Source organism: Sulfitobacter sp. M368 (assembly GCF_025141875.1).
Taxonomy (GTDB): domain Bacteria; phylum Pseudomonadota; class Alphaproteobacteria; order Rhodobacterales; family Rhodobacteraceae; genus Sulfitobacter; species Sulfitobacter mediterraneus_A.
The window spans coordinates 2,485,706-2,509,705 of record NZ_CP081113.1 but is presented as its reverse complement, the minus strand read 5'-3'; the positions used below and the strand labels follow the sequence as shown (position 1 = coordinate 2,509,705).

At 60.1% G+C, this 24,000-nt stretch carries 20 protein-coding genes; 15 read left to right on the top strand and 5 right to left on the bottom strand.

Annotated elements, in window-relative coordinates; genetic code table 11:
• The first annotated feature begins 108 nt into the window (after positions 1-108).
• From K3754_RS12535 to K3754_RS12510, 6 genes are all read left to right on the top strand, one after another.
• On the top strand, positions 109-1,017 hold the full coding sequence (locus K3754_RS12535) for a LysR substrate-binding domain-containing protein (RefSeq protein WP_259937771.1): 909 nt from the start codon (positions 109-111) through the stop codon (positions 1,015-1,017).
• 250 nt (positions 1,018-1,267) lie between these two features.
• Positions 1,268-2,716: a glucose-6-phosphate dehydrogenase gene (zwf, locus tag K3754_RS12530; RefSeq protein WP_203210755.1), complete on the top strand. Its 1,449-nt coding sequence runs from the start codon at positions 1,268-1,270 to the stop codon at positions 2,714-2,716.
• 11 nt (positions 2,717-2,727) lie between these two features.
• Positions 2,728-4,536 carry a phosphogluconate dehydratase gene (gene edd / locus K3754_RS12525; RefSeq protein ID WP_259937769.1) on the top strand — a complete coding sequence of 603 codons (1,809 nt, stop codon included), beginning with the start codon at positions 2,728-2,730 and terminating at the stop codon, positions 4,534-4,536.
• A gap of 3 nt (positions 4,537-4,539) precedes the next feature.
• Positions 4,540-5,187, top strand: a complete 648-nt coding sequence (gene eda, locus K3754_RS12520) for a bifunctional 4-hydroxy-2-oxoglutarate aldolase/2-dehydro-3-deoxy-phosphogluconate aldolase (RefSeq protein ID WP_259937767.1) — start codon at positions 4,540-4,542, stop codon at positions 5,185-5,187.
• Positions 5,188-5,403: 216 nt separating this feature from the next.
• Positions 5,404-7,212, top strand: coding sequence for an autotransporter assembly complex family protein (locus K3754_RS12515; protein ID WP_259943345.1), 1,809 nt, complete (start codon positions 5,404-5,406; stop codon positions 7,210-7,212).
• Positions 7,212-11,006 carry a translocation/assembly module TamB domain-containing protein gene (locus tag K3754_RS12510; protein ID WP_259937765.1) on the top strand — a complete coding sequence of 1,265 codons (3,795 nt, stop codon included), beginning with the start codon at positions 7,212-7,214 and terminating at the stop codon, positions 11,004-11,006. The genes K3754_RS12515 and K3754_RS12510 overlap by 1 nt, the downstream gene beginning before the upstream one ends.
• Before the next feature lie 3 nt (positions 11,007-11,009).
• On the opposite strand, the gene K3754_RS12505 is transcribed toward K3754_RS12510, so the two are convergent.
• Positions 11,010-11,570, bottom strand: a complete 561-nt coding sequence (locus K3754_RS12505; protein ID WP_311201426.1) for a flavin reductase family protein — start codon at positions 11,568-11,570, stop codon at positions 11,010-11,012.
• A gap of 241 nt (positions 11,571-11,811) precedes the next feature.
• On the opposite strand from K3754_RS12505, the gene K3754_RS12500 reads away from it, so the two are divergent.
• Together K3754_RS12500 and K3754_RS12495 are read left to right on the top strand one after the other, a co-directional pair.
• Positions 11,812-12,972, top strand: a complete 1,161-nt coding sequence (locus tag K3754_RS12500) for an ATP-binding protein (RefSeq protein WP_203210759.1) — start codon at positions 11,812-11,814, stop codon at positions 12,970-12,972.
• Entirely contained in the window at positions 12,969-13,379 is a 411-nt protein-coding gene (locus K3754_RS12495) for a response regulator (RefSeq protein ID WP_231024120.1), read from the top strand. Before K3754_RS12500 ends, K3754_RS12495 begins: the two co-directional genes overlap by 4 nt.
• Before the next feature lie 48 nt (positions 13,380-13,427).
• Here K3754_RS12495 and acs read toward each other — a convergent pair whose 3' ends face one another.
• On the bottom strand, positions 13,428-15,383 hold the full coding sequence (acs, locus tag K3754_RS12490; RefSeq protein WP_259937764.1) for an acetate--CoA ligase: 1,956 nt from the start codon (positions 15,381-15,383) through the stop codon (positions 13,428-13,430).
• A gap of 322 nt (positions 15,384-15,705) precedes the next feature.
• Here acs and K3754_RS12485 point away from each other — a divergent pair, with 322 nt between their 5' ends.
• From K3754_RS12485 to K3754_RS12455, 7 genes are all read left to right on the top strand, one after another.
• Positions 15,706-16,719: a C4-dicarboxylate TRAP transporter substrate-binding protein gene (locus K3754_RS12485; protein ID WP_203210761.1), complete on the top strand. Its 1,014-nt coding sequence runs from the start codon at positions 15,706-15,708 to the stop codon at positions 16,717-16,719.
• A gap of 90 nt (positions 16,720-16,809) precedes the next feature.
• Complete coding sequence (locus tag K3754_RS12480; protein WP_203210762.1) at positions 16,810-17,439, top strand: TRAP transporter small permease subunit; 630 nt, start codon at positions 16,810-16,812, stop codon at positions 17,437-17,439.
• Positions 17,439-18,839, top strand: a complete 1,401-nt coding sequence (locus K3754_RS12475) for a TRAP transporter large permease (protein WP_259937763.1) — start codon at positions 17,439-17,441, stop codon at positions 18,837-18,839. The genes K3754_RS12480 and K3754_RS12475 overlap by 1 nt, the downstream gene beginning before the upstream one ends.
• Positions 18,840-18,956: 117 nt before the next feature.
• On the top strand, positions 18,957-19,973 hold the full coding sequence (gene dusA / locus K3754_RS12470) for a tRNA dihydrouridine(20/20a) synthase DusA (protein WP_259937761.1): 1,017 nt from the start codon (positions 18,957-18,959) through the stop codon (positions 19,971-19,973).
• 29 nt (positions 19,974-20,002) lie between these two features.
• On the top strand, positions 20,003-20,824 hold the full coding sequence (locus K3754_RS12465; RefSeq protein WP_259937759.1) for a sulfite exporter TauE/SafE family protein: 822 nt from the start codon (positions 20,003-20,005) through the stop codon (positions 20,822-20,824).
• The gene (locus K3754_RS12460; RefSeq protein ID WP_259937757.1) at positions 20,818-21,567 is read left to right on the top strand and encodes a hypothetical protein; all 750 of its coding nucleotides are present in this window, start codon (positions 20,818-20,820) and stop codon (positions 21,565-21,567) included. The genes K3754_RS12465 and K3754_RS12460 overlap by 7 nt, the downstream gene beginning before the upstream one ends.
• A 119-nt stretch (positions 21,568-21,686) precedes the next feature.
• A complete protein-coding gene (locus K3754_RS12455; RefSeq protein ID WP_203210766.1) occupies positions 21,687-21,923 on the top strand; it encodes a hypothetical protein in 237 nt (78 codons plus the stop codon).
• A 14-nt stretch (positions 21,924-21,937) separates the two neighbouring features.
• On the opposite strand, the gene K3754_RS12450 is transcribed toward K3754_RS12455, so the two are convergent.
• From K3754_RS12450 to ccmI, 3 genes are read right to left on the bottom strand one after another with little or no spacing between them, the layout of a single operon-like run.
• A complete protein-coding gene (locus tag K3754_RS12450; protein WP_025048683.1) occupies positions 21,938-22,171 on the bottom strand; it encodes a DUF1289 domain-containing protein in 234 nt (77 codons plus the stop codon).
• Positions 22,168-22,653, bottom strand: coding sequence for a Holliday junction resolvase RuvX (gene ruvX, locus K3754_RS12445; protein ID WP_259937753.1), 486 nt, complete (start codon positions 22,651-22,653; stop codon positions 22,168-22,170). Before ruvX ends, K3754_RS12450 begins: the two co-directional genes overlap by 4 nt.
• Positions 22,650-23,879 carry a c-type cytochrome biogenesis protein CcmI gene (gene ccmI, locus K3754_RS12440; protein WP_259937752.1) on the bottom strand — a complete coding sequence of 410 codons (1,230 nt, stop codon included), beginning with the start codon at positions 23,877-23,879 and terminating at the stop codon, positions 22,650-22,652. The genes ruvX and ccmI overlap by 4 nt, the downstream gene beginning before the upstream one ends.
• Positions 23,880-24,000: the final 121 nt, after the last annotated feature.

Below are 24,000 nucleotides of genomic sequence, written 5' to 3'. Positions count from 1 at the left end.
ATTGTCTTGTCCCCCCGGATCAGGTCACTTTATTCCAGAAATTCTCATAGACCACAGATAAGGACATGATATTGTCTCATACACCGATGAGGATTCCGCAGCGCACCTATGGTTGTCAAAGCATGGCATAGTCTGTCCGAGTACCAGGCGCTCCGGGCGCTGATGGAAAGCGGCACCACCTCCAAGGCGGCGATCCGTCTGGGGTTGTCGCAATCTGCCATCAGCCGCTCGATCTCCAGCCTTGAGGCGCGCACAGGCAAGATGTTGTTTGAGCGTGACGGCGGACGGCTGCGGCCAACCGGTGAGGCTGCACAACTGAACCGCCGCCTTGATCCGTTGTTCGAGGCCTTGGACAGGATCGACGGGCCGCCGCAGGTCGCACAGGAAACCCTGCGCATTATCGCACCACCAACCTATGCCCACAGGTTCTTGGTGGAACACATCGCCAGCTTTCTCAAAACCAATCCGCATTTCTTTGTCAGCCTTGAGGTCGCCCCTTCTGAGGATGTGATCCGCGGCATTCTGGAAAATCGGTTTGATCTGGGTCTGACGGGGGTGGAACTGTCCCGTGATGGCGTCAAACTGACACCCTACCGCCGCTCCGGTGCGGTCTGCGCGATGCCTGCCGATCATCCGCTGGCCGCGCAGGATGTGATCCGGCCAAGAGATCTGCATGATCAAGCCTTGGTGGCGCTGTCCCATCGTCATGCCAGGCGGGCGCAGCTTGAAAAGGTGCTGCACCAGGTTGCCAGCAAACCCCGCATCGTTGCCGAGGCGTCGACCTCTTTTGCCGCGGTGGATCTTGCCAAGGCGGGACTGGGCGTAACGGTCGTAAACCCGTTCCCAATTGTGCAATACAGGTCCGACGATCTGGTGTTCCGCCTGTTCGAAAGCCAGATCGAATACCGAAGTTATTTTGTCTCGCCCGATCACCGGCCTGCGCCCAGTGTGGCCCGTGCATTTATGCGCCATCTTCGGTTGCACACCGCCAAGGATAGGTTTTCAGAAAAGGCCTGACCGGTCAGGGAAGGGCGCAATTTCATGGTGAAGTGGTTGCCGCCGTGCCAAACTGGCACTCCGAAGGATCAAGAACAGCGCCCAAATAGGTTGGCCTTTTTTCGAAATCGGCCATTGTTAGCGCTATCATTGCGCAAATCGCTGTGCTATTGGGCAAAAAAAGGATCTTTCGATCCGCTGTGCCGCAGGGCCGACTTGGGCCGTGCCAATCGTTTACCGGCCAATGGCCACCCGCAAAGGACCACGCCCCATGGTATCGCGCGTCATCCCTGTAGACCCTTTTGATCTGGTTATTTTTGGCGTCACCGGCGATCTGGCGCGCCGCAAAATTCTGCCCGGTTTGTTTCACCGCTTTCTGGTTGGCCAAATGCCGCAGGAGGCCCAGATCATTGGCGCTGCGCGTTCAAAAATGACGAAAGAACAATTCCGCACTTCGGTGCGGGAAACCTTGCTCGAATTTGCCAAGGAGGCACCCGATAACGCAGAGACGCTGGATCAATTCCTTGAACGGCTCAGCTATGTCGCGGTCGATGCAACAGGGGCAGGGGGCTGGCCCGAACTGGCCCAGATGCTGCGCCCCGGATTGGTGCGGGCGTTTTACCTGTCGGTGTCACCGAACCTGTTTGGCACCATCGCGGCCAAGCTCAACGAGCATGACATCGCCACGGCCGAAAGCCGGATCGTGGTCGAAAAGCCCTTTGGTCATGATCTGGCCTCCGCACAGGCGCTGAACGCGGATCTGCGCCGCAGCTTTGCCGAGCATCAGATCTACCGGATTGATCATTATCTGGGCAAAGAAACCGTGCAAAACCTGATGGCGCTTCGCTTTGCCAATTCCCTGTGGGAGCCGCTCTGGAACGCGACCCATGTGGATCACGTGCAAATCACCGTGGCCGAAAGCCTGGGCGTCGAGGGGCGCGGCGAATATTACGACAAGTCCGGCGCGATGCGGGACATGGTGCAAAACCATCTGATGCAGCTTCTGTGCCTGACCGCGATGGAGCCGCCTTCGCGCTTTGTGCCCAATTCGGTCCGCGATGAAAAGGTTAAGGTGATCGAAGCGCTGGAGCCTGTGGCGCAGGCCGACATCGTGCGTGGCCAATATCGCGGTCGTGACGGCGAGGGCAGCTATCGCGATCACGCAGGTGATGACGCCAGCACCACCGAAAGCTTTGTCGCGATGAAGGTCAACATCGGCAACTGGCGCTGGGCGGGCACACCGTTTTACCTGCGCACGGGCAAGAAACTGCGGGCGCGCACCTCCGAGATCGTCGTCGTATTCCGTGACCCGCCCCATATGATCTTCCCCAAGTTTGACAATCAGCGCGGCAATGCCCTGATCATCCGTTTGCAACCGGATGAAGGCATTACCCTTCGCACCACCATCAAAGAACCGGGGCCGGGCGGCATGCGGCTGGCCGAGGTCACACTTGATATGACCTTTGCCGAGGCTCTGGGCGAACATGCAGCACCGCAGGACGCTTACGAGCGGCTGATCATGGATGTGATCCGGGGCGATCAGACTTTGTTCATGCGCGGCGACGAGGTTGAGGCGGCCTGGGGCTGGGCAGATCCGATCCTGGATGAATGGAGCCGCAGCCGCACCACGCCCGAACCCTATGATCCCGGCAGTTCCGGCCCGGAAGACGCGCTGATGCTGTTGCACCGCGATGGCCGCCGCTGGCGCGAAATTGGTTGAAAGGACAGACCATGACACTTCACCCAACCGTTAAATCCGTTACGGATCGCATTATTGAGCGCAGCGCGCCAACCCGTGCCGCCTATCTGGAGCGGATGCGCATCGCGCAGGGCAAAGGTCCGGCCCGCGCCCATCTGTCTTGCAGCGGTCAGGCCCATGCCTATGCGGCGTCGGGCGAGGACAAAGATGCCTTGGCGCAGACCTCTGCGGGCAATCTGGGCATCGTCACCACCTACAACGACATGCTCTCGGCGCATCAACCCTTTGAAACCTATCCCGAACAGATCAAAGCGGCGGTGCGGTCCATCGGCGGCACCGCGCAGGTGGCGGGCGGTGTGCCTGCGATGTGCGATGGCGTAACCCAGGGCGAAGCGGGGATGGAGCTGAGCCTGTTTTCGCGCGATGTCATTGCCCTCGCGGCCTCTGTCGCGCTCAGCCACAACACCTTTGACGCTGCTGTATTTCTTGGCGTCTGTGACAAGATCGTGCCGGGCCTTGTGATTGCGGCGCAGGCCTTTGGCCATTTGCCAGCGGTGTTCCTGCCTGCAGGTCCGATGCAAAGCGGTCTGGCCAATGACGAGAAAGCCAAGGTGCGGCAGAGGTTTGCCGCGGGCGAAGTGGGCCGCGATGCCCTGATGGCCGCCGAGATGGCCGCCTACCACGGCCCCGGCACCTGTACCTTTTACGGCACTGCCAACACCAACCAGATGTTGATGGAATTCATGGGGCTGCACCTGCCCGGCGCCAGCTTTGTCACGCCAAACACCCCGCTGCGCGAGGCGCTGACCGTGCATGGGGCGAAACAGGCGCTGTTGCTGTCGGCCTTGGGGGAAAATTACACCCCGGTCTGCGATATTCTGGATGAACGTGCCTTTGTGAACGGGATTGTCGGGCTGAACGCAACGGGCGGCTCCACCAACCTGCTGATCCACCTTGTTGCCATGGCCAAGGCGGGCGGGATCATATTGGATTGGCAGGATTTTTCGGAGCTCAGCGATATTACCCCATTGATGGCGCGGGTCTATCCCAACGGTCTGGCAGATGTGAACCATTTCCATGCGGCAGGCGGTCTGGGCTATATGATTGGCGAGTTGCTGAGGGCGGGCCTGCTGCATCCGGACACCAAGACCGTCGCAGGGACCGGACTGGCCCATTACACCCGCGATCCCAAGCTGCTGGATGGTGAATTGTCATGGCAGGACGGGCCGGAAACATCGCTCAACCCCGGCATCCTGCGCCCGGTGGCCGAAGCCTTTGCCCCGACGGGCGGTTTGCGGCGTTTGACCGGCAACCTTGGCACTGCTGTGATGAAGGTTTCTGCCGTCGCGCCAGAGCATCAGATCGTCGAAGCGCCCGTGCGGGTCTTTGCCGATCAGGACAGCGTCAAAGCGGCTTTCAAGGCGGGCGAATTGACAGGCGATGTAATTGTCGTGGTGCGGTTTCAGGGGCCGAAAGCCAACGGCATGCCTGAATTGCACAGCCTCACGCCGCTGTTGTCGATCTTGCAGGGGCGCGGGCAAAAGGTCGCGCTGGTCACCGATGGGCGCATGTCGGGCGCATCGGGCAAAGTGCCCGCCGCGATCCATGTCTGCCCCGAAGCCTTGGACGGCGGGCCGATCGCCAAATTACAGGACGGCGATGTGCTGCGCGTGGATGCGGTGGCAGGCACATTGCAGATCCTCACAGAAGGGGTGGCGGAGCGCCATGCCGCCGCCGCCGATCTGTCGGGAAATCAGGCCGGAACGGGCCGTGAACTTTTTGCCATGTTCCGAAACACCGTGGGCGGTGCGGACAGTGGCGCAACAATTTTTGGAGGTTGATCCATGACCCTAAGCGCAAAAGACGCAAGCCGCCAAACCCGAGCGATCTGCGCATTGGCCCCGATTGTGCCGGTTTTGGTGATCGACGATCCGGCCACCGCGCGCCCCTTGGCAGAGGCGCTGATCGCGGGCGGTTTGCCTGCCCTTGAGGTGACTTTGCGCACCCCCGCAGCGCTTGAGGCCATTGCGATCATGGCGCAGGTGCCGGGCGGGCATGTCGGGGCAGGGACATTGATCACCCCCGAAGATGTTCGCGCCGCCAAGGCGGCTGGCGCGACCTTTGGCGTATCTCCGGGCGCGACGGAGGCATTGTTGGCGGCCTGCGCAGAAGAGGACATGCCGCTGCTGCCCGGCGCGGCGACAGCAAGCGAAGCAATGGCGCTGCTGGCGCGGGGCTATGACATGCTCAAGTTCTTTCCCGCCGAAGCGTCTGGCGGCGCACCCGCGCTCAAGGCCATTGGCGCCCCTCTGCCACAGATCAGCTTTTGCCCCACCGGCGGCGTCAGCCCTGCCAATGCGGAAAGTTACCTGTCACTGTCCAATGTGATCTGCGCAGGCGGCAGTTGGGTCGCCCCCAAGGATCTGGTCGCTGCGCAGGATTGGGATGGCATCACCGAGTTGGCCCGCGCCGCATCGCAACTGGGGCGCTAACCCGCATCCCATATGTGCGGATTATTGCCGCTTTTGCCCCGAATGACCGACGATCACGGAAAATTGCCAGATTTAGTGGTCTGAATGGCCCACTGCCGCAAGAGACAGTTTGCGGCCACGGGAGAAATCACGCTAAATCGCCCTAAGTGCTTCGACAGAGTTTTGACCGCGGACAACCGCGGCGGTGGTGTAGCGAAGGGCAATTGAGTGCGTGTGATGTCTATGGGTTTTCAGGCCGGGCGGTTGGCTGTGCTGAGCGCAGCCGTGTCTATTGGTGTGGCTTTTGCGGCTGAGGCAGCGGATGTCCGCATCACTGGCGTGCCGGAAGGCAGCGATCTTTATCAAACACTTCTGGGCGGCTCGCTGTTGGTTGAGCAAGGGCAATCCGACACACAGCCCTCCACGCAGGAAACCGTCGCGGCGGCGCAGGCCGATTATGGTCGTCTTCTGGCGGTGCTTTATGACAACGGGTATTTTGGCCCCGTAATCAAGATCACGCTGGATGGCACGGATGCGGCCAATATCCCTCCCGTCAGACCGCCGCGCCGCATCGACCGCGCGGTGATCTCGGTCACGCCTGGCCCCCTGTTCCGCTTTGGCGGTGTGGAAATCGCGCCGCTGGCCCCCGGCACAGAGCTTCCCGAAAGGTTTGCGAAGGGGCAAGTGGCAGGTCTGGGGGTTTTGAAAGAGACCGTGTCGGATGGCATCGACGGATGGCGGGCGCAGGGCCATGCCAAGGCCGCGCTGGCGGATCAACAACTGACGGCACGGCATCCTGACAAGACCATCACCGCCAGACTGCGCCTCGCCCCCGGACCCAAGCTGCGCTTCGGTCCGTTGCAGGTGAAGGGCAACAAGGATGTGCGCACCAAACGCATTCGCCAGATCGCCGATCTGCCAGTGGGCAAGGTGTTTTCGCCGGATGATCTGAAATTATCCCAGCGCCGTCTGCGCCGCACGGGTGCGTTCAGTTCTGCCGCCTTGATCGAGGCCGACATGATCGGGCCAGGCGATACATTGCCCATCACCGCCCAAATCACCGAAGCGCCCAAGCGTCGGTTCGGTTTTGGTGCAGAGCTGTCCTCGCTGGAAGGTCTGACGCTGAGCGGATTCTGGCTGCATCGCAACCTGCTGGGCGGGGCGGAAAGCCTGCGGCTGGAGGGTGAGGTCAAGGGCATCGGCGGCAATTCTGGCGGCGAGGATTACCGTTTGTCCGCGCGGTTTGATCGCCCCGCGACCTTTAACGCGGATACGGATTTTTATGCGCTGGCCAGCCTTGCGCAGTTGGACGAGGTCAATTTCTTCTCGCGCCAATTGGATCTGGAGGCAGGGATCAAACGCTATGCCAATGAACAGCGCACCTATACGCTGGGCCTTGGTTTACGCCGAGCCGAGACCCGAGATGCCTTTGGTACGAACCGGTATACGTTGCTGACCCTGCCATTGTCGGCGGAGTTTGACTATCGCGATGATCGGCTGGACGCCAAATCAGGCTATTACCTCAAGGCTGCCGTGACCCCCTTTGTCGCGCTCAGCGGGTCTGACAATGGTTTGCGCACCTATGTGGACGCCCGTGCCTATCGCACTTTTGGCAGCGCCCGTCCGGTCACTTTGGCGTTTCGCGGACAGTTCGGATCGGTCTATGGCCCGGATCTGAGCACGGCGCCGGCGGATTACCTGTTTTATTCCGGCGGGGGCGGGACAGTGCGCGGACAACCCTATCAGGCACTTGGCGTTGATCTGGGCGGCGGCAACGTGGTTGGCGGGCGCAGCTTTGTCGGCCTGTCGGCAGAGGCGCGGATGTCCCTCACAGACCGTATCGGTTTGGTAGGCTTTGCCGATGCCGGATATATCGGCGCGGAAGAATTTATTGACGGCTCGGGCGAATGGCATTCCGGCGCCGGGCTTGGCCTGCGCTATGCCACAGGCATCGGGCCGATCCGCTTTGACGTGGCGGTGCCGACCTCCGGCCCCGACACGGGCGAGAATGTGCAAGTTTATATCGGTATCGGGCAGTCGTTTTAATGGGTTGTTTTCGTTTCCTCCTCGTTATTGTGTTCTGGGCTTTGGGGCTGACAGCAGCCTTGGCCCAAGAGGATGACAAAGGCTTCTTGACCCGCAGCATCCAAGACGCCCTCAGCGGGGCGGGGCGCGATGTCAGTATTGATGGGTTCAAAGGCGCGCTGAGCTCCTCTGCGTCCTTTGACCGGATGACCATCGCCGACAGGGATGGCGTCTGGCTGACCCTTGATGGGGTTGAACTGGTCTGGAACCGTTCGGCCTTGCTGCGCGGACGCCTTGAGGTGGAAAAACTTACCGCCCAAACACTGGACGTTCCGCGCCTGCCTTTGCCCGATGAAAACGCATTGCCGCAGGCAGAGGCCACCCCGTTCAGCCTGCCGGAATTGCCGGTCTCGGTGGAATTGGCCGAATTCGCTGTGCGGCAGATCAATCTGGGCGCGCCATTGCTGGGCGAGGCGGCGCAGCTTTCGGTGCGGGCGTCGGCGCGGCTGACTGATACGGTGGCGGATGTGGATGTGACCGCAGATCGCACAGACGCCAAGCGCGGCAGCTTTGCGATCCGGGCCAGTTTTGCCCGCAGTGACAACATATTGGATCTGCTGGTCAAACTCAGCGAAGGCGAGAATGGCATCGCAGCCAGGCTCTTGAACCTGCCGGGGCAACCTTCGGTGGATCTGCAAGTGGCAGGCAAAGGCCCGCTGGATGATTTTGCCACTGACGTTGTGGTTGCAACAGAAGGGCAGGAACGGCTGTCTGGCGAGATCACCATTGGTGCGCAGGCCCCGCGCCGCGCCAGCGACACGCCGGACCGGCGCATTCAGGCGGACATCGGAGGCGACATCACCGCCTTGCTCGCCCCGCGATATCGCGCCTTTTTTGGCGATGATGTGCGCCTGACACTTGATGCGGTGCAGGAGGCCAACGGCGCATTGGCAGTGGATGCCTTCGCCCTCAAGGCGCAATCGGCGCAGGTACAGGGCAAGTTGGCGCTGAATGCGGAAAGCTGGCCTGTGCTCATCGACATCGACGGCCAGATCACCAGCCCTGACGGCACGCCTGTGGTTTTGCCCGCAGGTGGCGCGGGTTTGAGCGTGGAAAAGACGGACCTGAAAATCATCTATGACGCATCCAGGGGCGAAGCTGTCAAAGCTGTGTTTGATACGGCAGGCTTGGTCGCCGGCGGCACTGCGGTACGGCAAAGCCGGGTCGCGTTGGACGGGACATTGCAATCGGCGCAGGGCAATCTGCGGGCCTTTGACGGTGATGTGACGCTTGAGGCGACGGGCATCGCGCTTTCTGATCCGGCTCTGTCTGAGGCGCTGGGTGAGCGGATTACGGGCGCGGCGGCGGTCTCTTATAGCGAGGGCCAGCCCACCAGAATCGACGGTCTGACGCTGACCGGAACGGACTACGGGCTGTCAGGCATGGCTGTGGTTCAGGGGCTTGCCGAGGGCTTTGCCACCCAGTTGGATCTGCTGCTCAAGGCCGATGACCTGAGCCGGTTCTCGGCTCTGGCGGGGCAGGAACTGGACGGGCGCAGCGATTTGGCCGTGGCCGGTGAGGTGACGCCGCTGAGCGGGGAATTCGATGTCCAAATCAAGGGCACGACCCAGGATCTCGCCCTCGGAGTCCCGCAGGCGGATGCCCTGCTGCGCGGGCGCACGGTTCTGGATGTTTTGGCCAAACGCACTTCCGATGGTACTTTCCTGCGCGATCTTTCCTTGCGCAACGCGGCGCTGAACCTCAGCGGTGATGCCGAATTGCGCAGCGAAGGCAGCCGCGCTGAGCTGAACGCAACGCTCAAGGATATCGGGACGGTGCTCCCGCAATACAGCGGACCGGTGCAGGCAGCAGTGGTCGCTACCCAAGACGCAAGCGGCTGGCGCATCGAGGCGCAGACCGACGGGCCTTACCGCGCTGTGGCCACAGTGAACGGCGCGGTGACGCCTACGGTGGATATCCGCTTCGATCTGGATGTGCCGGAGGTGCGCCCGCTGGCCGAACAGCTTAGGGGACCACTCAAGGCAAGCGGCACGGTCAAACAAACCGACAAAGGCTTTTTCATCGACACGGCGGCCAGCGGCCCCTTTGGCGCTAAGGCGTTGGTCGAAGGGCTTGCCACAGGGCCGGACATGTCACTGACCTTTGATGTCTCGCTGCCCGATGTACGCCCGCTCGCCCCCGGTGTTTCCGGTCCCCTGGCGGCCAAAGGGGTCTTGCGGCAAACCCCGGAGGGGATCGCCGTGGATACGAATGCCACCGGACCTTATGCCACCCGCGCCTCTGTTCAGGGGGTGGTAACAGGCCCGAATGCGGCAGTGAACTTTACGCTGGCGATGCCAAACATCGGGGCTGTGGTGGACAAGGTGAACGGACCGCTCAACCTCACAGGCAACGCCCGCAAAGAAGGGAACGGCTGGCGTGTAGATACCGATGCAAATGGTCCGTCCGGTACGCAGGCCACATTTGCGGGGCTGATCAACACAGACGGCACGATCAACGCAACGCTGCGCGGGGATGCGCCCCTTGGCATGAGCCGCCCGTTTCTGGCGCCGCGCAATTTGCAGGGGCAGGCCCGCTTTGATCTGGCAATCAACGGCCCGGCCGCGCTGTCCTCGCTCAGCGGGACGGTGGTCACGAACAATGCCTCCTTTACCGCGCCCAATCTGCGAGTCGCGTTGAACAATATCGCGGCAAGGGTCCAGCTGGGCGGCAACCGCGCGGTGATTGATGTGCAGGGGCAGGCGGTCAATGGCGGCTCTCTGCAGGCAGAAGGGGCTGTGACCCTGACGCCCGCCTTGCCTGCCGATTTGAGCATTGTACTGCGCGATCTGGTGCTGATTGATCCCCAGCTTTACCAAACCTCGCTGCGCGGGGCGCTGCGCCTTGCCGGACCATTGACGGGCGGTGCAAGGATCAGCGGGCAGATCGACGTGGGCGAAACCAATGTGAGCGTGCCCTCGACCGGCATGACAAGCATTGGTGACATTCCGCAGATCACCCATATCGGCGCAACCCGGCCGGTTCTGTCCACCCGCAGAAAGGCCGGTTTGAACGGTGCAGGCGCGGGCACAGATCCAGCCGCGCGCGGTGGCGGGCCGGGGTTTGCTCTGGACATTCAGGTGAACGCACCGCGCCGCATCTTTGTGCGCGGTCGCGGACTGGACGCCGAACTCGGCGGCAGTCTCAAGGTGACAGGCAGCACCAACCGGGTGATCTCTACCGGTGCGTTTGATCTGGTCCGGGGACGGCTCGATATTCTGGGCAAGAGGTTCAATCTGGTCGAGGGATCGATCTTTTTCCTAGGGGATCTGATCCCTTTCATCCGCTTTGTCTCCTCGACCGATACCAAGATGGGTGAGGCACGGGTGATCGTGGAGGGCCCCGCCGATGATCCCAGGGTGTCGTTCGAATCCACACCTGATGCTCCGCAGGACGAAGTGCTCGCGCAGCTTTTGTTTGACCGCAACCTATCGGACATCTCCGCCTTCCAGGCGCTGCAATTGGCGGGGGCCGTGGCCACCTTGGCCGGTCGGGGCGGCGGCGGGGTGATCTCAAACCTGCGGGACGGTTTCGGTCTGGATGATTTTGATGTCACCACAAACAGCAATGGCGCAACCGCCGTGCGGGCGGGAAAATATATATCCGAGAACATCTATACCGATATAACCGCGGCCTCAGACGGCACTGGTGAGGTGTCCCTGAACCTTGATCTTACGCCAAATCTCAAGGCCAAGGGCACGCTTGGCTCAGACGGGAACAGTGGTCTGGGGATCTTCTTTGAGAAAGACTATTGAGGGTTAGCTGTTGGGCTGAAAACGCCCGAACCGGCCCTGATCAAACATCAACCCGGCGCCTTTGCCGCGCCGCTCTGTGACCTCGGTGACTTTGCCGAGAACGATCGAATGATCGCCAGCCGGATGCACCGCAAAAGTCTCGCACTGGAACGCGGCCAGACAGCCCGCCAGATGCGGTGTGCCCTGATCACCAGCGGTCCAGTCAAAGCGGTCAAACCCATCGCCGTTACGGGCAAAATGGTCTGCAAGGGGCTGCTGGTCGTCGCCCAATACGTGAATGCAGAAATGCGAGGCCTGCACGAAAGCGTCATGACGCTGCGAGCGTAAAGCAGGGGACCAAAGCACCAAAGGCGGGTCCAAAGAGATCGACGAGAAACTGTTGGCCGTCATGCCAATGGGCCCCATCGGGGTATCCACAGTGACCACGGTCACACCGGTGCCAAATCGACCAAAGGCATGGCGCAGGGCCGCGCCATCGTCAGACTGCGGGGCAAAAGTGATCACATCGTCATCCATCGCGCCAAGCGGTGCCACGGCTGCCTGTAATTGTCCATAACGCGCCATGTGTGGTTGCGCCTTTTCTGTTCTGGATCGGTTTCTCAGACCTTCTATCTAGGGCGCGAATGCGCATTGCGCAGGGTCAAAATACGGCATTTCCAAGAATTCTTCGCCCAAGTGGGTTTGAATTTGATGTTTTGCGGCGCTGTGGGCGGCAAAATTCGAAAATTAACCTCTTCTCAAGAATTGCACTTTAGCGATCGTTCCACCCGCAAACCAGCACACGAACAGACATTCCGGAGCAGGTGTGAAAGACAACAATTATCTCAAAGCGGAATTGACCGATCTGATCCAATCGGACGAAAGCACCTGGAATTTTATTCAGCAAGGTTCGCTTGACGGAATCTGGTATTGGGATCTCGAAGATCCGGCAAACGAATGGATGAGCCCCGAGTTATGGGAACTGTTCGGCATTGACCCAGCAACCAAAACCCATTGCCCGGATGAATGGCAGGACATCATCTTTCCCGAAGATCTGGCCTTGGCGCTCAAGAATTTCGAGGCCCATTGTGCAGATCCCGAATGCCCATACGATCAGGTGGTGCGATACCGCCATGCGGATGGATCGGTGGTTTGGGTGCGCTGCCGCGGCCTTGCGATCCGTGATGAGACAGGCAAACCCATTCGAATGCTGGGCGCACATACGGATTTGACCGCTGTCAAGAAGTCGGAAGAAAACGCCCGCAATGGCTGGCGGGCGGCAGAACTGGCCAATTCTGAGCTGAAGTCTTTTGCCTATTCCGTGTCGCACGACATGAAGGCTCCCGCAAATACGCTCAAGCTGCTTTTGGACGAGTTGGAGCATCTTGGCCTTGGCTCAGAGCGGTCCGAGGCACAATCCATTCTGGATATGGCCCAAAAAACTGTCACGAGAATGCAGACCCAGATCGATGATATTCTTGATTACACCAGTGTCATCGGCTTTGAGCCCAAGCTTGAACCGCTTGATCTGTCAAAGGTCGCAGCCGATGCCGTGGCCGCGTTGCAGGCCGATATTCGCGGCGCAAACGGTGAGGTGCAAATCGGCCCGCTGCCTTGGGTTGATGGGGCCGCCACCCAGATGAACATCTTGTTTCAAAACTTGATCAACAACGCGATCAAGTTTCACCGCGATGGTGTCGCGCCGGTGGTGCGTTTGGATGCAGAAACAGATCCGGCGAACGGCAAGGTTACTATTCGGTTCACCGACAATGGCATTGGCATACCTGAGGCGGATCAATCGCGCATCTTCGCCCTGTTTCAGCGGTTGCACACCCGCGAAAATTTTGCCGGAACCGGCATTGGTTTGCCGCTGTGCCTGCGCATTGCGATGATCCACCAAGGCACGCTTGAAGTGGCATCTAATCCCGGCGAGGGCAGTTGTTTTTCACTGATCCTGCCCGCAAAATCTGGCGGAGAGATATCATGACAGACCAGGCCTCCATCGGTTGTGCAATGATTGTTGACGACGAACCCTTTGACCAAATGATGTATGAACGCATCCTGAAACGGTCCGGGCTGGTCGATCAGGTGATCGGTTTTCCATATGCGGCAGAGGCGCTGGAATACCTTGCGCGGGAGGACAGGCCCAAGGTCGATGTCATTTTTCTGGATATCAATATGCCGCGGATGAACGGCTTTGAGTTTCTGGAGGCGGCGAGCCGTGATCTTGGCCCCCGGTTTGTGAAAGTCTGCGTTGTCATGCTGACCACATCCATCGCGCCCGAAGACCGTGCGCGCGCTGCAAGCTTTGAGGCGGTGCGCGACTTTCTTTCCAAACCGCTCAGCCATGAAGACGTGGTGCATGTCGCCAATCTGCTGGCGGAGGTTGAATAGGGTCCGGCTCTGGTGATCTTGGGGGGGGCAGGGCCCCCCGCCATAAGATCAGCGGTTCATCCGGTTCTCGATCAGGTCATCCACCACCGACGGGTCGGCCAGAGTCGATGTGTCCCCCAATGCGCCATAATCATTCTCGGCAATCTTACGCAGGATCCGCCGCATGATTTTGCCCGATCTTGTTTTCGGCAGGCCCGGCGCCCATTGGATCAGATCGGGGGAGGCAATCGGCCCGATTTCCGTGCGGACCCAATTGCGCAACTCAAGGCGCAGCTCCTCGCTTGGCTCTTCGCCGCCCATCAAGGTCACATAGCAATAAATGCCCTGGCCCTTGATCTCATGTGGATAGCCGACCACCGCCGCCTCGGCCACCTTGGCATGCGCCACAAGCGCACTTTCCACTTCGGCGGTGCCCATCCTGTGCCCTGAGACATTGATCACATCATCGACACGGCCGGTGATCCAATAATCCCCATCCGCATCGCGTTTGCAGCCATCGCCGGTGAAGTAATAGCCGGGGTAATCGGCGAAGTAGGTTTTTTCGAACCGTTGATGATCGCCCCAAACGGTGCGCATTTGACCCGGCCAGCTGTTGGCGATGCACAACACGCCCTCAACAGGATTCTCCGTTAACACCTCGGCGGTTGTGGGCTCCAACACCACGGGTTTGATCCCAAAAAACGGCTTCATCGCGGCGCCGGGTTTCATGTCATGGGCGCCGGGCAGCGGTGTCATCAAATGCCCGCCGGTTTCGGTCTGCCACCATGTGTCGACAATCGGACAGCGCCCGCCGCCCACCACGTCGTTGTACCAATTCCATGCCTCGGGGTTGATCGGCTCTCCCACGGTGCCCAGCACCTTGATGCTGCTCAAATCGCATTTGGAAACAAAATCATTGCCTTGCCCCATCAGCGCCCGAATGGCGGTCGGCGCGGTGTAGAACTGATTGACCTTGTGCTTTTCGCAAACCTGCCAGAACCGGCTGGCATCGGGATAGGTTGGCACCCCTTCAAACATCAGCGTGGTCGCGCCATTGGCCAGCGGCCCATAGACGATATAGCTGTGCCCCGTGACCCAACCAACGTCCGCGGTGCACCAGTAAATATCGCCCTCCTGGTAATCAAAGGTGATCTCATGGGTCATCGCCGCATAAACCAGATAGCCGCCCGTGCTGTGCACCACGCCTTTGGGCTGTCCGGTAGAGCCGGAGGTATAGAGGATAAACAGCGGATCTTCGGCGTTCATCTCTTCGGGCTCGCAGGTGTCGGCGGCATCTGCTGCCAAGGCGTTGTAATCAAAATCGCGCCCGTCCACCCATGTGGTCTGGCCGCCGGTGCGCTTGACCACCAGAAGTTTCACGCTGTCCGGACAATGCAGCAGCGCCTGATCGGCATTGGTCTTGAGCGGGGTGGCCCGTCCGCCGCGCGGGGCATAATCGGCGGTGATGACCACCTTTGCCTCTGATCCATTGACCCTCGCCGCCAGTGCATCGGGGGAAAATCCAGCAAAAACAATGGAATGGATTGCACCGATCCGCGCACATGCCAGCATGGCATAGGCCGCCTCGGGGATCATCGGCATATAGATAATTACCCGGTCGCCTTTTCCAACGCCCAAATCGCGCAGGATATTCGCCATCTTGCAGGTCTGGCTGTGCAGCTCGCGATAGCTGATGTGTTTGGCGTCTTCGTCGGGGCTGTCCGGCTCCCAGATGATGGCGGTTTGGTCGCCGCGGGTTTCCAGATGCCGGTCTACGCAATTGGCCGAAACATTCAGCGATCCATCGGCGTACCAGTTGATATGAACATTGCCCAAGGTGAAATCGACATCCTGCACCTGAGTGAAAGGTTTGATCCAATCCACACGGGCCGCTTGTTCGCGCCAAAACCCATCGGGATCATCCATGGATGCCTGATACATCTGAGCATACCGCTCTGCATTCACATGGGCATTTGCGGCCATCTCGGCGGATGGCGGATAGGTCTTGGCGGCGTCGTCGGACATGATGGTCCCCTCCCTTGGCAATCTGTCGTCTGTGATGCGTGCGGGCCAATGGCCCTTTGCATCCCTCCTGAGCGGATCATAGCGGGCTGAGAAAGGAAGGGAACACGCAACTGTGACGCCGTGCAGCCTTGGCGCATCATTTTACAGACAATCGGGCAGATCCTGATTGGCTGCGCGACGCTTGGCTTGTCGGGCAAATGCAAGGTGCGGCGTGGGGCACCCAAATCTTGTTCAGCGATCGGGCTTGGCAGTCGGGTCTTGGCGGGCTAGCCTTGACCCCAAGCGCACGAAAGTGTTGCGCGTATTAATGGGAGAGACATCAATGACCAAATATTTGAGCGGTGCAGCTGCCTGCGCCCTGAGCCTTGCCTTTGTCACCGAAGCGGCCGCGACCGAATGGAACGTGTCGGTCTGGGGCAAACGTCGCGCCTTTACAGAACATGTTGAAAAACTTGCTGAACTGGTTTCGGAAAAAACCGGCGGCGAGTTCACCATGAACGTCAGCTATGGCGGGCTGAGCAAGAACCGCGAGAACCTTGACGGGATTTCCATCGGCGCGTTCGAGATGGCGCAATTCTGTGCCGGCTATCACCGCGACAAGAACCGGGTTGTGACCGTGCTGGAACTGCCGTTCCTCGGCGTTGAAAATCTGGAGCAGGAAGTGGCGGTCTCCAAGGCGGTTTACGCGCATCCCGCGGCCACCGACGAGATGGCGCAATGGAATGCCAAGCTGCTGATGACCTCGCCAATGCCGCAATACAATCTGGTGGGGACAGGCGATCCGCGCACCACACTGGCCGACTTCGAGGGCATGCGTGTGCGTGCCACCGGCGGGTTGGGCAAAGCGTTTGAAGCAGTGGGCGGTGTGCCGACATCCGTGACCGCGACCGAAGCATATCAGGCGATGGAATCGGGCGTGGTGGACACCGTTGCCTTCGCACAGCATGCTCACCTCAGCTTTGGCACCATCAACCAGGCCGATTGGTGGACCGCGAACCTGAACCCCGGCACCGTGAACTGCCCTGTGGTGGTGAACATCGACGCCTACGAATCCCTGTCTGACAAAGAGCGCGAGGCGCTGGACAGCTCGGTTGATGAAGCGCTGGATCACTATCTGGCCAACTACGCCGCATTGCTTGAAAAATGGGACAGCGTGCTGGCCGAAAAAGGCGTGCAAAAAGTTGAGATCGCCCCTGAGGTGATCGCAGAGTTCCGCGCCAAGGCGGCCGATCCGATCCGCGATGCGTGGATCAAAGACATGGAAGCGCAAGGCCTGCCGGGTCAGGAGCTTTATGATCTGGTTGTGAAAACACTGGCCGAGGCCAAAGGCAGCTAAGCCTTTCGGGGCGGGTGTATTCCCGCCCCAAAGCTACATAGGTAGGGCGGGGTCCACCCCGTCTTGCCCTCCCATAAAAGGACGACGCATATGGCTGGATCTGCCGCAGTGCTGGAAGACTCCAGTATACTCAGCAAACTTGACCGGGCCTTGCTTCCCATCGAACGGTTCTGTGCCTTGCTCAGTGGATTGGCGATCTTTTCGCTGATGTTTCTGGCGGCCTATTCCGTCACGGGCCGCAAGTTTTTTGCCTCTCCCTTGGCGGGATATGTCGACTATATCGAAGCGGCAATGCCGATCATTGCGATCATGGGCGTGTCCTATGTACAGCGCGACGGCACCCATATCCGCATGGATATGCTGGTCGGGGCGCTCAAGGGGCGGCTTTTATGGCTGTTTGAGCTGATCTCGGTGTTGTTGATGCTTTTGCTGATTGTTGCCCTGACATGGGGCGCCTGGGAACATTTCGACCGCTCCTTTGACTGCGCGCGCCCCCTGTGCAGCCGCGACAGCTCCATTGATATCGGTATCCCGATCTGGCCGAGCAAACTGGTGGTCCCGGTCGCGTTTTTTGTGCTCAGCCTGCGATTGTTGTTGCAGGCATGGGGCTATGGACGTGCCCTCGTTCTGGGGTTGGAGAACCCTGTGGCGGTGCCGTTGAACCTGACGGTGGCAGAACAGGCCATGCATGAGGCAGAGATGCTGGAAGGGGCCGACTGATGGAACCCATTGAAATTGGCCTATGGGTCTCGGGCGGGATGCTGCTTTTGGTTGTGCTGGGCATGCGTGTGGCCTTTGCCGCCGGTATGGCGGGCTTTGTCGGGCTGGTCTGGCTGCGCTGGAACGGGTTCGATTATGATCCGGATCGGTTTGGCAAGGCATTGGAAATCAGCGTCAAAATCGCCGGATTGACACCCCATTCCAAGGTCAGCGCACAGGTGCTGTCGCTGATCCCGGTGTTTATCATGATCGGCTATCTTGCCTATTATGCAAAACTCACCACGGCCCTGTTCGAGGCCTGCAAACGCTGGTTTGCCTGGGTGCCAGGCGGGCTGGCGGTCTCAACCGTATTTGCCACCGCCGGGTTTGCCGCAGTGTCGGGCGCATCCGTGGCCACGGCGGCAGTCTTTGCCCGCATCGCCATCCCGGAAATGCTCAAGATCGGCTACAACAAACAATTCGCCGCTGGCGTTGTGGCGGCGGGCGGCACTCTGGCCTCGCTCATCCCGCCATCGGCCATTCTGGTGATCTATGCGATCATCGTGGAACAGGACGTGGGCAAACTGCTGCTGGCCGGGTTCATCCCCGGTGCGTTCTCCGCCGTGGTCTATGCGATGCTGATCATTGGCATTGCGGTCGTCTTCAAATCTGTCGGACCGCCGGTCAGCGGCTTTACCTGGCGCGAGCGCTTTGCATCCTTGCCACCCGCGCTGCCGATTGTGGCGGTGGTCGTGATCATCATCTTCTTTGTCTACAACCCCTTTGGCGATGCTTGGGGCACCCCCACCGAAGGCGGCGCGGTGGGCGCATTCATCATCTTCCTGATGGCGCTTTATCGGGGCATGCGCTGGGGGCAGCTGAAAGAGGCGCTGCTGGAAACAGCCAAGCTGACAGTGATGATTTTCACCATCATCTGGGGCGTGCTGATCTATGTACGGTTCTTGGGCTTTGCCGAATTGCCCGATGCCTTTGCCGATTGGATCACCTCGCTGGAAATGTCACCACTGGTGATCTTGGTCTGTATCCTTTTGGCCTATGCGGTACTGGGCATGTTCATGGATGCGATCGGGATGCTGCTGCTGACCCTGCCTGTGGTCTATCCGGCGGTGATGGCCCTGAACGGCGGAGAGGCAGTCGCAGCAGCGGACAGTGCCTTTGGCATGTCCGGTCCAATGTGCGCGATCTGGTTCGGGATACTGGTGGTCAAAATGGCAGAGTTCTGCCTGATCACCCCGCCCATAGGCCTCAACTGTTTCGTGGTTGCCGGCGTGCGTGATGATCTGACGGTTCAAGATGTGTTCCGTGGCGTGATGCCGTTCTTCGTCGCCGATGCCGTGACAATCGCCTTGCTGGTGGCCTTTCCGGGGATCGTCCTGTGGCTGCCCTCGCTGGTGAGCTGATCGTCTGACGCGGGGGCATTGGCAGGGCAATACCTCTCAGCGGCAGGGCGGCTCTATTGTTGCCCTGCCCAATTTGTTCTAATCCACGGGCTGACCCGACCCAAGCACAGAGCGCCCATGCAACATCTGTCCAACACCCTCGATTGGCACGCCCGCCTGTCCGTCGCACCGATGATGGATTGGACCGACCGTCATTGCCGGTACCTGCACCGATTGCTGAGCCGGAATACGCTGCTGTACACCGAAATGGTCACTTCGCCCGCATTGGTGCGGGGCGGGGCGCTCCATCTGTTGGACTTTGACGCCTCTGAACATCCCGTGGCCCTGCAACTGGGCGGATCGGATCCAGCTGAGTTGGCAGAGGCGGCGCGGCTGGGAGCAGAGGCTGGATATGACGAGATCAACCTCAATGTGGGTTGCCCGTCGGACCGGGTACAATCGGGGCTCTTTGGTGCGGTGCTGATGGAGAACCCTGCGCTTGTGGCCCGCTGCGTGTCGGCCATGCGGGCGGCGGTGGATGTGGATGTGACCGTGAAATGCCGGATTGGCGTGGACGATCAAGACCCCGAAGAGATCTTGCCGGAGTTTCTTGCAAGGGTCATTGCAACAGGCTGTACCCGCGTCAGTATCCATGCCCGTAAAGCCTGGCTTCAGGGTCTGTCACCCAAGGAAAACCGCGACATCCCGCCGCTGGATTATCCGCTGGTCCACCGTATGAAAGAGCTGTTTCCAAATCTGCATATTTCGGTCAACGGCGGGGTCACTTCGCTTGAGGAGGCGGAGGCGTTTCTGGACGCTGGGTTGGACGGGGTGATGATCGGGCGCAGCGCCTACCACAGCCCGGCCGATATTCTGTGCCAGGCAGATCGGCGGATTTATGGCGATGGTGCCGACACAACGCCCGAAGAGGCCGTACGGGCCATGGTGCCCTATATCGAGGCGCATCTGGACAGCGGCGGGCGTTTGCATCAGATCACCCGCCACATGCTGGGTCTCTTTGCAGGGCGTCCCGGCGCACGTATCTGGCGGCGGACGCTGTCCGAAGGTGTCAGCAAACCGGGGGCCGATGTGTCACTGGTGCTCGAAGCGCTGGAACAGATCGAGACACTGGCACAGACCCGCGAAGCGGTGTAGCAAAACCAAGACCCTGAGGGAGAGTGCAAATGCCGGAGACCGCTTTGCTGTTACAGATGGCCCTGATGTTGATGGCCATCGGCGCCTTTGCCGGGGTGTTGGCCGGATTGCTCGGCGTGGGCGGTGGCATCGTCTTGGTCCCTGCATTTTTCTATGCGTTTCAAACCCTTGGCTATGATGGCCCGCAATTGATGCAAATGTGCCTCGCGACATCTTTGGCGACAATCATCGTCACTTCCCTACGGTCCGTGCACAGCCACAACAAAAAGGGCGCGGTGGATTGGCAGATCCTGCGGAGCTGGGCACCGGGGATTGTGATCGGCGCAATCATCGGCATGCTATTGGTGGCACAGCTGAGGTCCGGCACCTTGCAGGCGATCTTTGGTGCTCTGGCCTTGATCGTGGGCCTCTACATGGGCTTTGGTCGCGCCGAATGGCGGCTGGGGCAAGCGATGCCCACGGGGCTTTTGCGGGCGGCGCTGTCCCCCAGTGTCGGGTTTCTATCGGTCCTGATGGGCATTGGTGGCGGCAGTTTTGGCGTGCCGCTGATGAGCCTGTTTAACACGCCCATCCACCGGGCTGTGGCCACCGCCGCCGGATTTGGCGTGCTGATCGCGGTGCCCTCGGTGATCGGTTTCCTGTTCGTGGATATGCAGTCGGGCAAGCCGCCGCTGACCCTTGGCGCGGTCAATCTGGTGGCCTTTGCAATCATCATTGCGATGACCTTGATCACCGCACCCTTAGGGGTGAGACTGGCCCATGCGATGGACCCAAAACCGCTCAAACGGGTGTTTGCGGTGTTTCTGGTGCTGGTGGCCATCAATATGCTGCGCAAGGCGCTGGGGTGGTAAGGGATCTGCCGAGCAAAGGCTTTGCCGTCTTTGAACCGGATGACGCGACCCGAAACTGGGCGCAGGCCGCGAGGCAAGTGGCCAAGGCGGTTGCCGCTGATCCGAAGGTGCAGGAGGTCAATCTGCGCCATGGCAAGACATGGTTTGTCGGGGTGGATGCCTTGCCCAATGCGCCGGATGGATCGGTTTCCGGCGTGCCCCTGACGGGTCCATGGCAAGATCATATTGCGCCGCCCGCAGAATGGCACCGCGCCCAGCTCTCTATTGTTTATCCCGGCTATCCCAAAAGGGATGCCGATGAAGGTGATGGCAACCACCGATACCGCGTGACCCGCTTTGCCGCGCATGTGGATGGCTTGTTGGCCATAGGGCCAGATCGCCGCCGGTATATGCAGGAACCGCACGGGTTTATTCTTGGTCTGCCCCTGAACCAAAGCGATGCTGCGCCGCTGATGGTCTGGCCCGGAAGTCATAAGATCATGGGGCAGGCATTTCGGGCAGAAATCGGCAAACGCGATCCGAAGACTGTCGATATTACAGACGCTTATCATGCGGCCCGCCGCGCGGTCTTTGACAGTATCACCCCCACGCCGGTGCGGGCCGCTCCGGGGCAATCGATCTTGCTGCATCGGCATTTGCTGCACGGTGTCGGCCCATGGGGGCCGCAGGATATTGCGCCGCCCGAAGGCCGGATGATTGCCTATTTCAGACCTGAAATTGCACCCGTAGACTGGCTTTCGTAGGATAATTCTACCCGCCAAAGTAGAATTTTTACCTACAATCACCTTGGGGTCGCCACAATGTTGCCATTTCAGAAACGATAATAGCCAGTGTCGAAACAATGCTATTGAGGCATCACGCTATGAAAATCATTCTGACAGGACCGCAGGGCAATCTGGCATATTACGCCCGGCAAACACCGCGCAGAACCAAACGTGCGTTTGGCTTTCAGGGACGGTTCAAGCATCAGCAAGCGCTTGGTTTTGCCCGGCTTCCGGCATTTGGTGCCAATGGCAATCACGCGCCTACAGGGTATGAGGGTGCCGTGACGTCAAATCTGGCTTTGGAACTGCTGTTCAACATCGCTGGCAAGCGCTGAACTACCTGAATCGACTACCGCCGCGCCATCCGCGCTGCGCGCCCGCCGCGCCGCTTGCCAAATGCACCGGCCCGCGACGGCAATTCCGCCATGACCTCGCGCCGCTCTTCGGGGCTCATGCGTGACCAGCGGCCAATCTCATCAATTGATCGCAAACAACCGGTGCACAGCCGCGCCTCGGGATGCACCACGCAGATCTTGATGCAGGGGCTTTCGACCTCGTCGCGCTTCCAGATCTCGTCTGTCATTCCTGATCTCCCCGCCGCCGTATCACTGCCATCCGGTCCAGCACCCCCTGAAGGATATACCCGGCCGCCACATGGTCGATCACCTCTGCGCGACGTTTGCGTGTCGTATCTGCCTCAAGCAAGGCGCGTTCGGCGGCTACAGTGGACAGACGCTCATCCCAGAATGTGATCGGCAAGGGGGCCAGTTTGTCAAAGTTGCGGGCAAAGGCGCGTGTGGATTGGCATCGCGGCCCTTCGGAGCCATCCATATTACGCGGCAGGCCCAGCACCAGACCACCAATGCGCCGGTCGTTGATGATCTCGGTCAGGCGCGCCGCATCCAGCCCGAATTTCTTGCGCCGAACCGTTTCCAGCGGAGAGGCAACGCTGTGAAAGCTGTCACTGACCGCAACGCCGATGGTCTTTTCTCCAAGATCAAGACCGATCAGCGCCTGCATCGGGGGCAGGGCGGCAACAAAATCGGTGATGTCTTCGTAGATCATTCCGCCACCCCGGCCTGGCTGCCTGCGTTTCGGATGATGTCCAACGCGCCGGGGTTGCCGGCAAAGACCTGCATGGCATTGTTGAAGATTGCCAATGCCTGTTCGCTTTGTCCCAATACACCCAGCGATGTGATCAGCCGCGCCCAGTCTTCGGGCGGCCCGCCTTCGGTGGCCAATCTGTCGGACAGACCCGCCACCATGCCGCCGATCATCTCCATGCGTTCAGCGGCGGTCATTTCTCCGGCGGCTTCGATATCTTCGGCGGAGGGGCCTTTGGCCGCTCCGTTGCCGATTGTGGGCAGGCTATAGCGGGTTTCACCGGCAAGCGCGGCAACCTCCATGATCTGGCCCTTGATCGGTTCTATCCATGGGGCATCAGCCGGGCCGCGCCGCAACAAGGCATTCCAGATGCGGAAAGAAATATCGGGACGGCCATTCTGCACCATCATCAGCCCGACGTAATACTGCGCACGCCCGTCTTCGGGATCGGCATCCAGTGCAGCGCTGAGCGCCTGTTCCGCCTCGGGCGACACATATCCCCCCGCCGCCATCACCATCAGTTCGGCAAAGTCAGTGATCTCGCTGGCGGTCGCGTCTGTGCCCTTTATCTGCAGGACACGGCGCTGTGCCTCGGCGGCCCCTGCGAAATTGCCAATGCTTGCCTCGTTCTGGGCCAGCAATTGTTGCCCTTGCAAATCATCAGGCCGCTGCGCCACGGTTTCACGCAGCTTTTCCATCAGCTCTACGTAACGCGGGCTGAGATCTTGCGCCGGGGGCAGGGGTGGCATCCGGTCCAGCGCCTCTTGCTGGCCGGGGCGGGTTTTGCGCATTTCTTCGGCAAAGGCGATCCGGTCGGCCAGCGCCAGATCACCATAGCCCGGTTGCCCGATGCGGAAATACAGCGCCAGACTGCCTGCAACCACCAACAGCGCCACCAATGCGATCACCACAGGTTTTGGCCCCGTGCCCGCTGCTGCGCCCGATTGCAGCGCCGTGTCGGCGGCCAGAATACGGCGTGAAATCTCAGTTTTGATGCGGCCCGCGTCCTCGGCGGGCACAACCCCGCGTGCGACGTCCCGCTCCACCTCGGCCAGTTGGTCGCGGTACACCTGCATGTCAAAGCTGGCCGCATCTGCGACGTCGCCGCCGTCATTTCGGATCAGCGCCCGGATCAACAAAAGCGAAACAACAGCCGTCATGGCCAAGGTGATGATCCAGAATGTCATGTGTCGCCCTGCTAGATTCTCTGCCTCACACACCTAATCAATGGGACCGCATGAAAAAAGGGGACAATTCGCCCTCCCGGCCCACGCAGAGTGCCGCGCGATTTCTCAATCCACATCCATG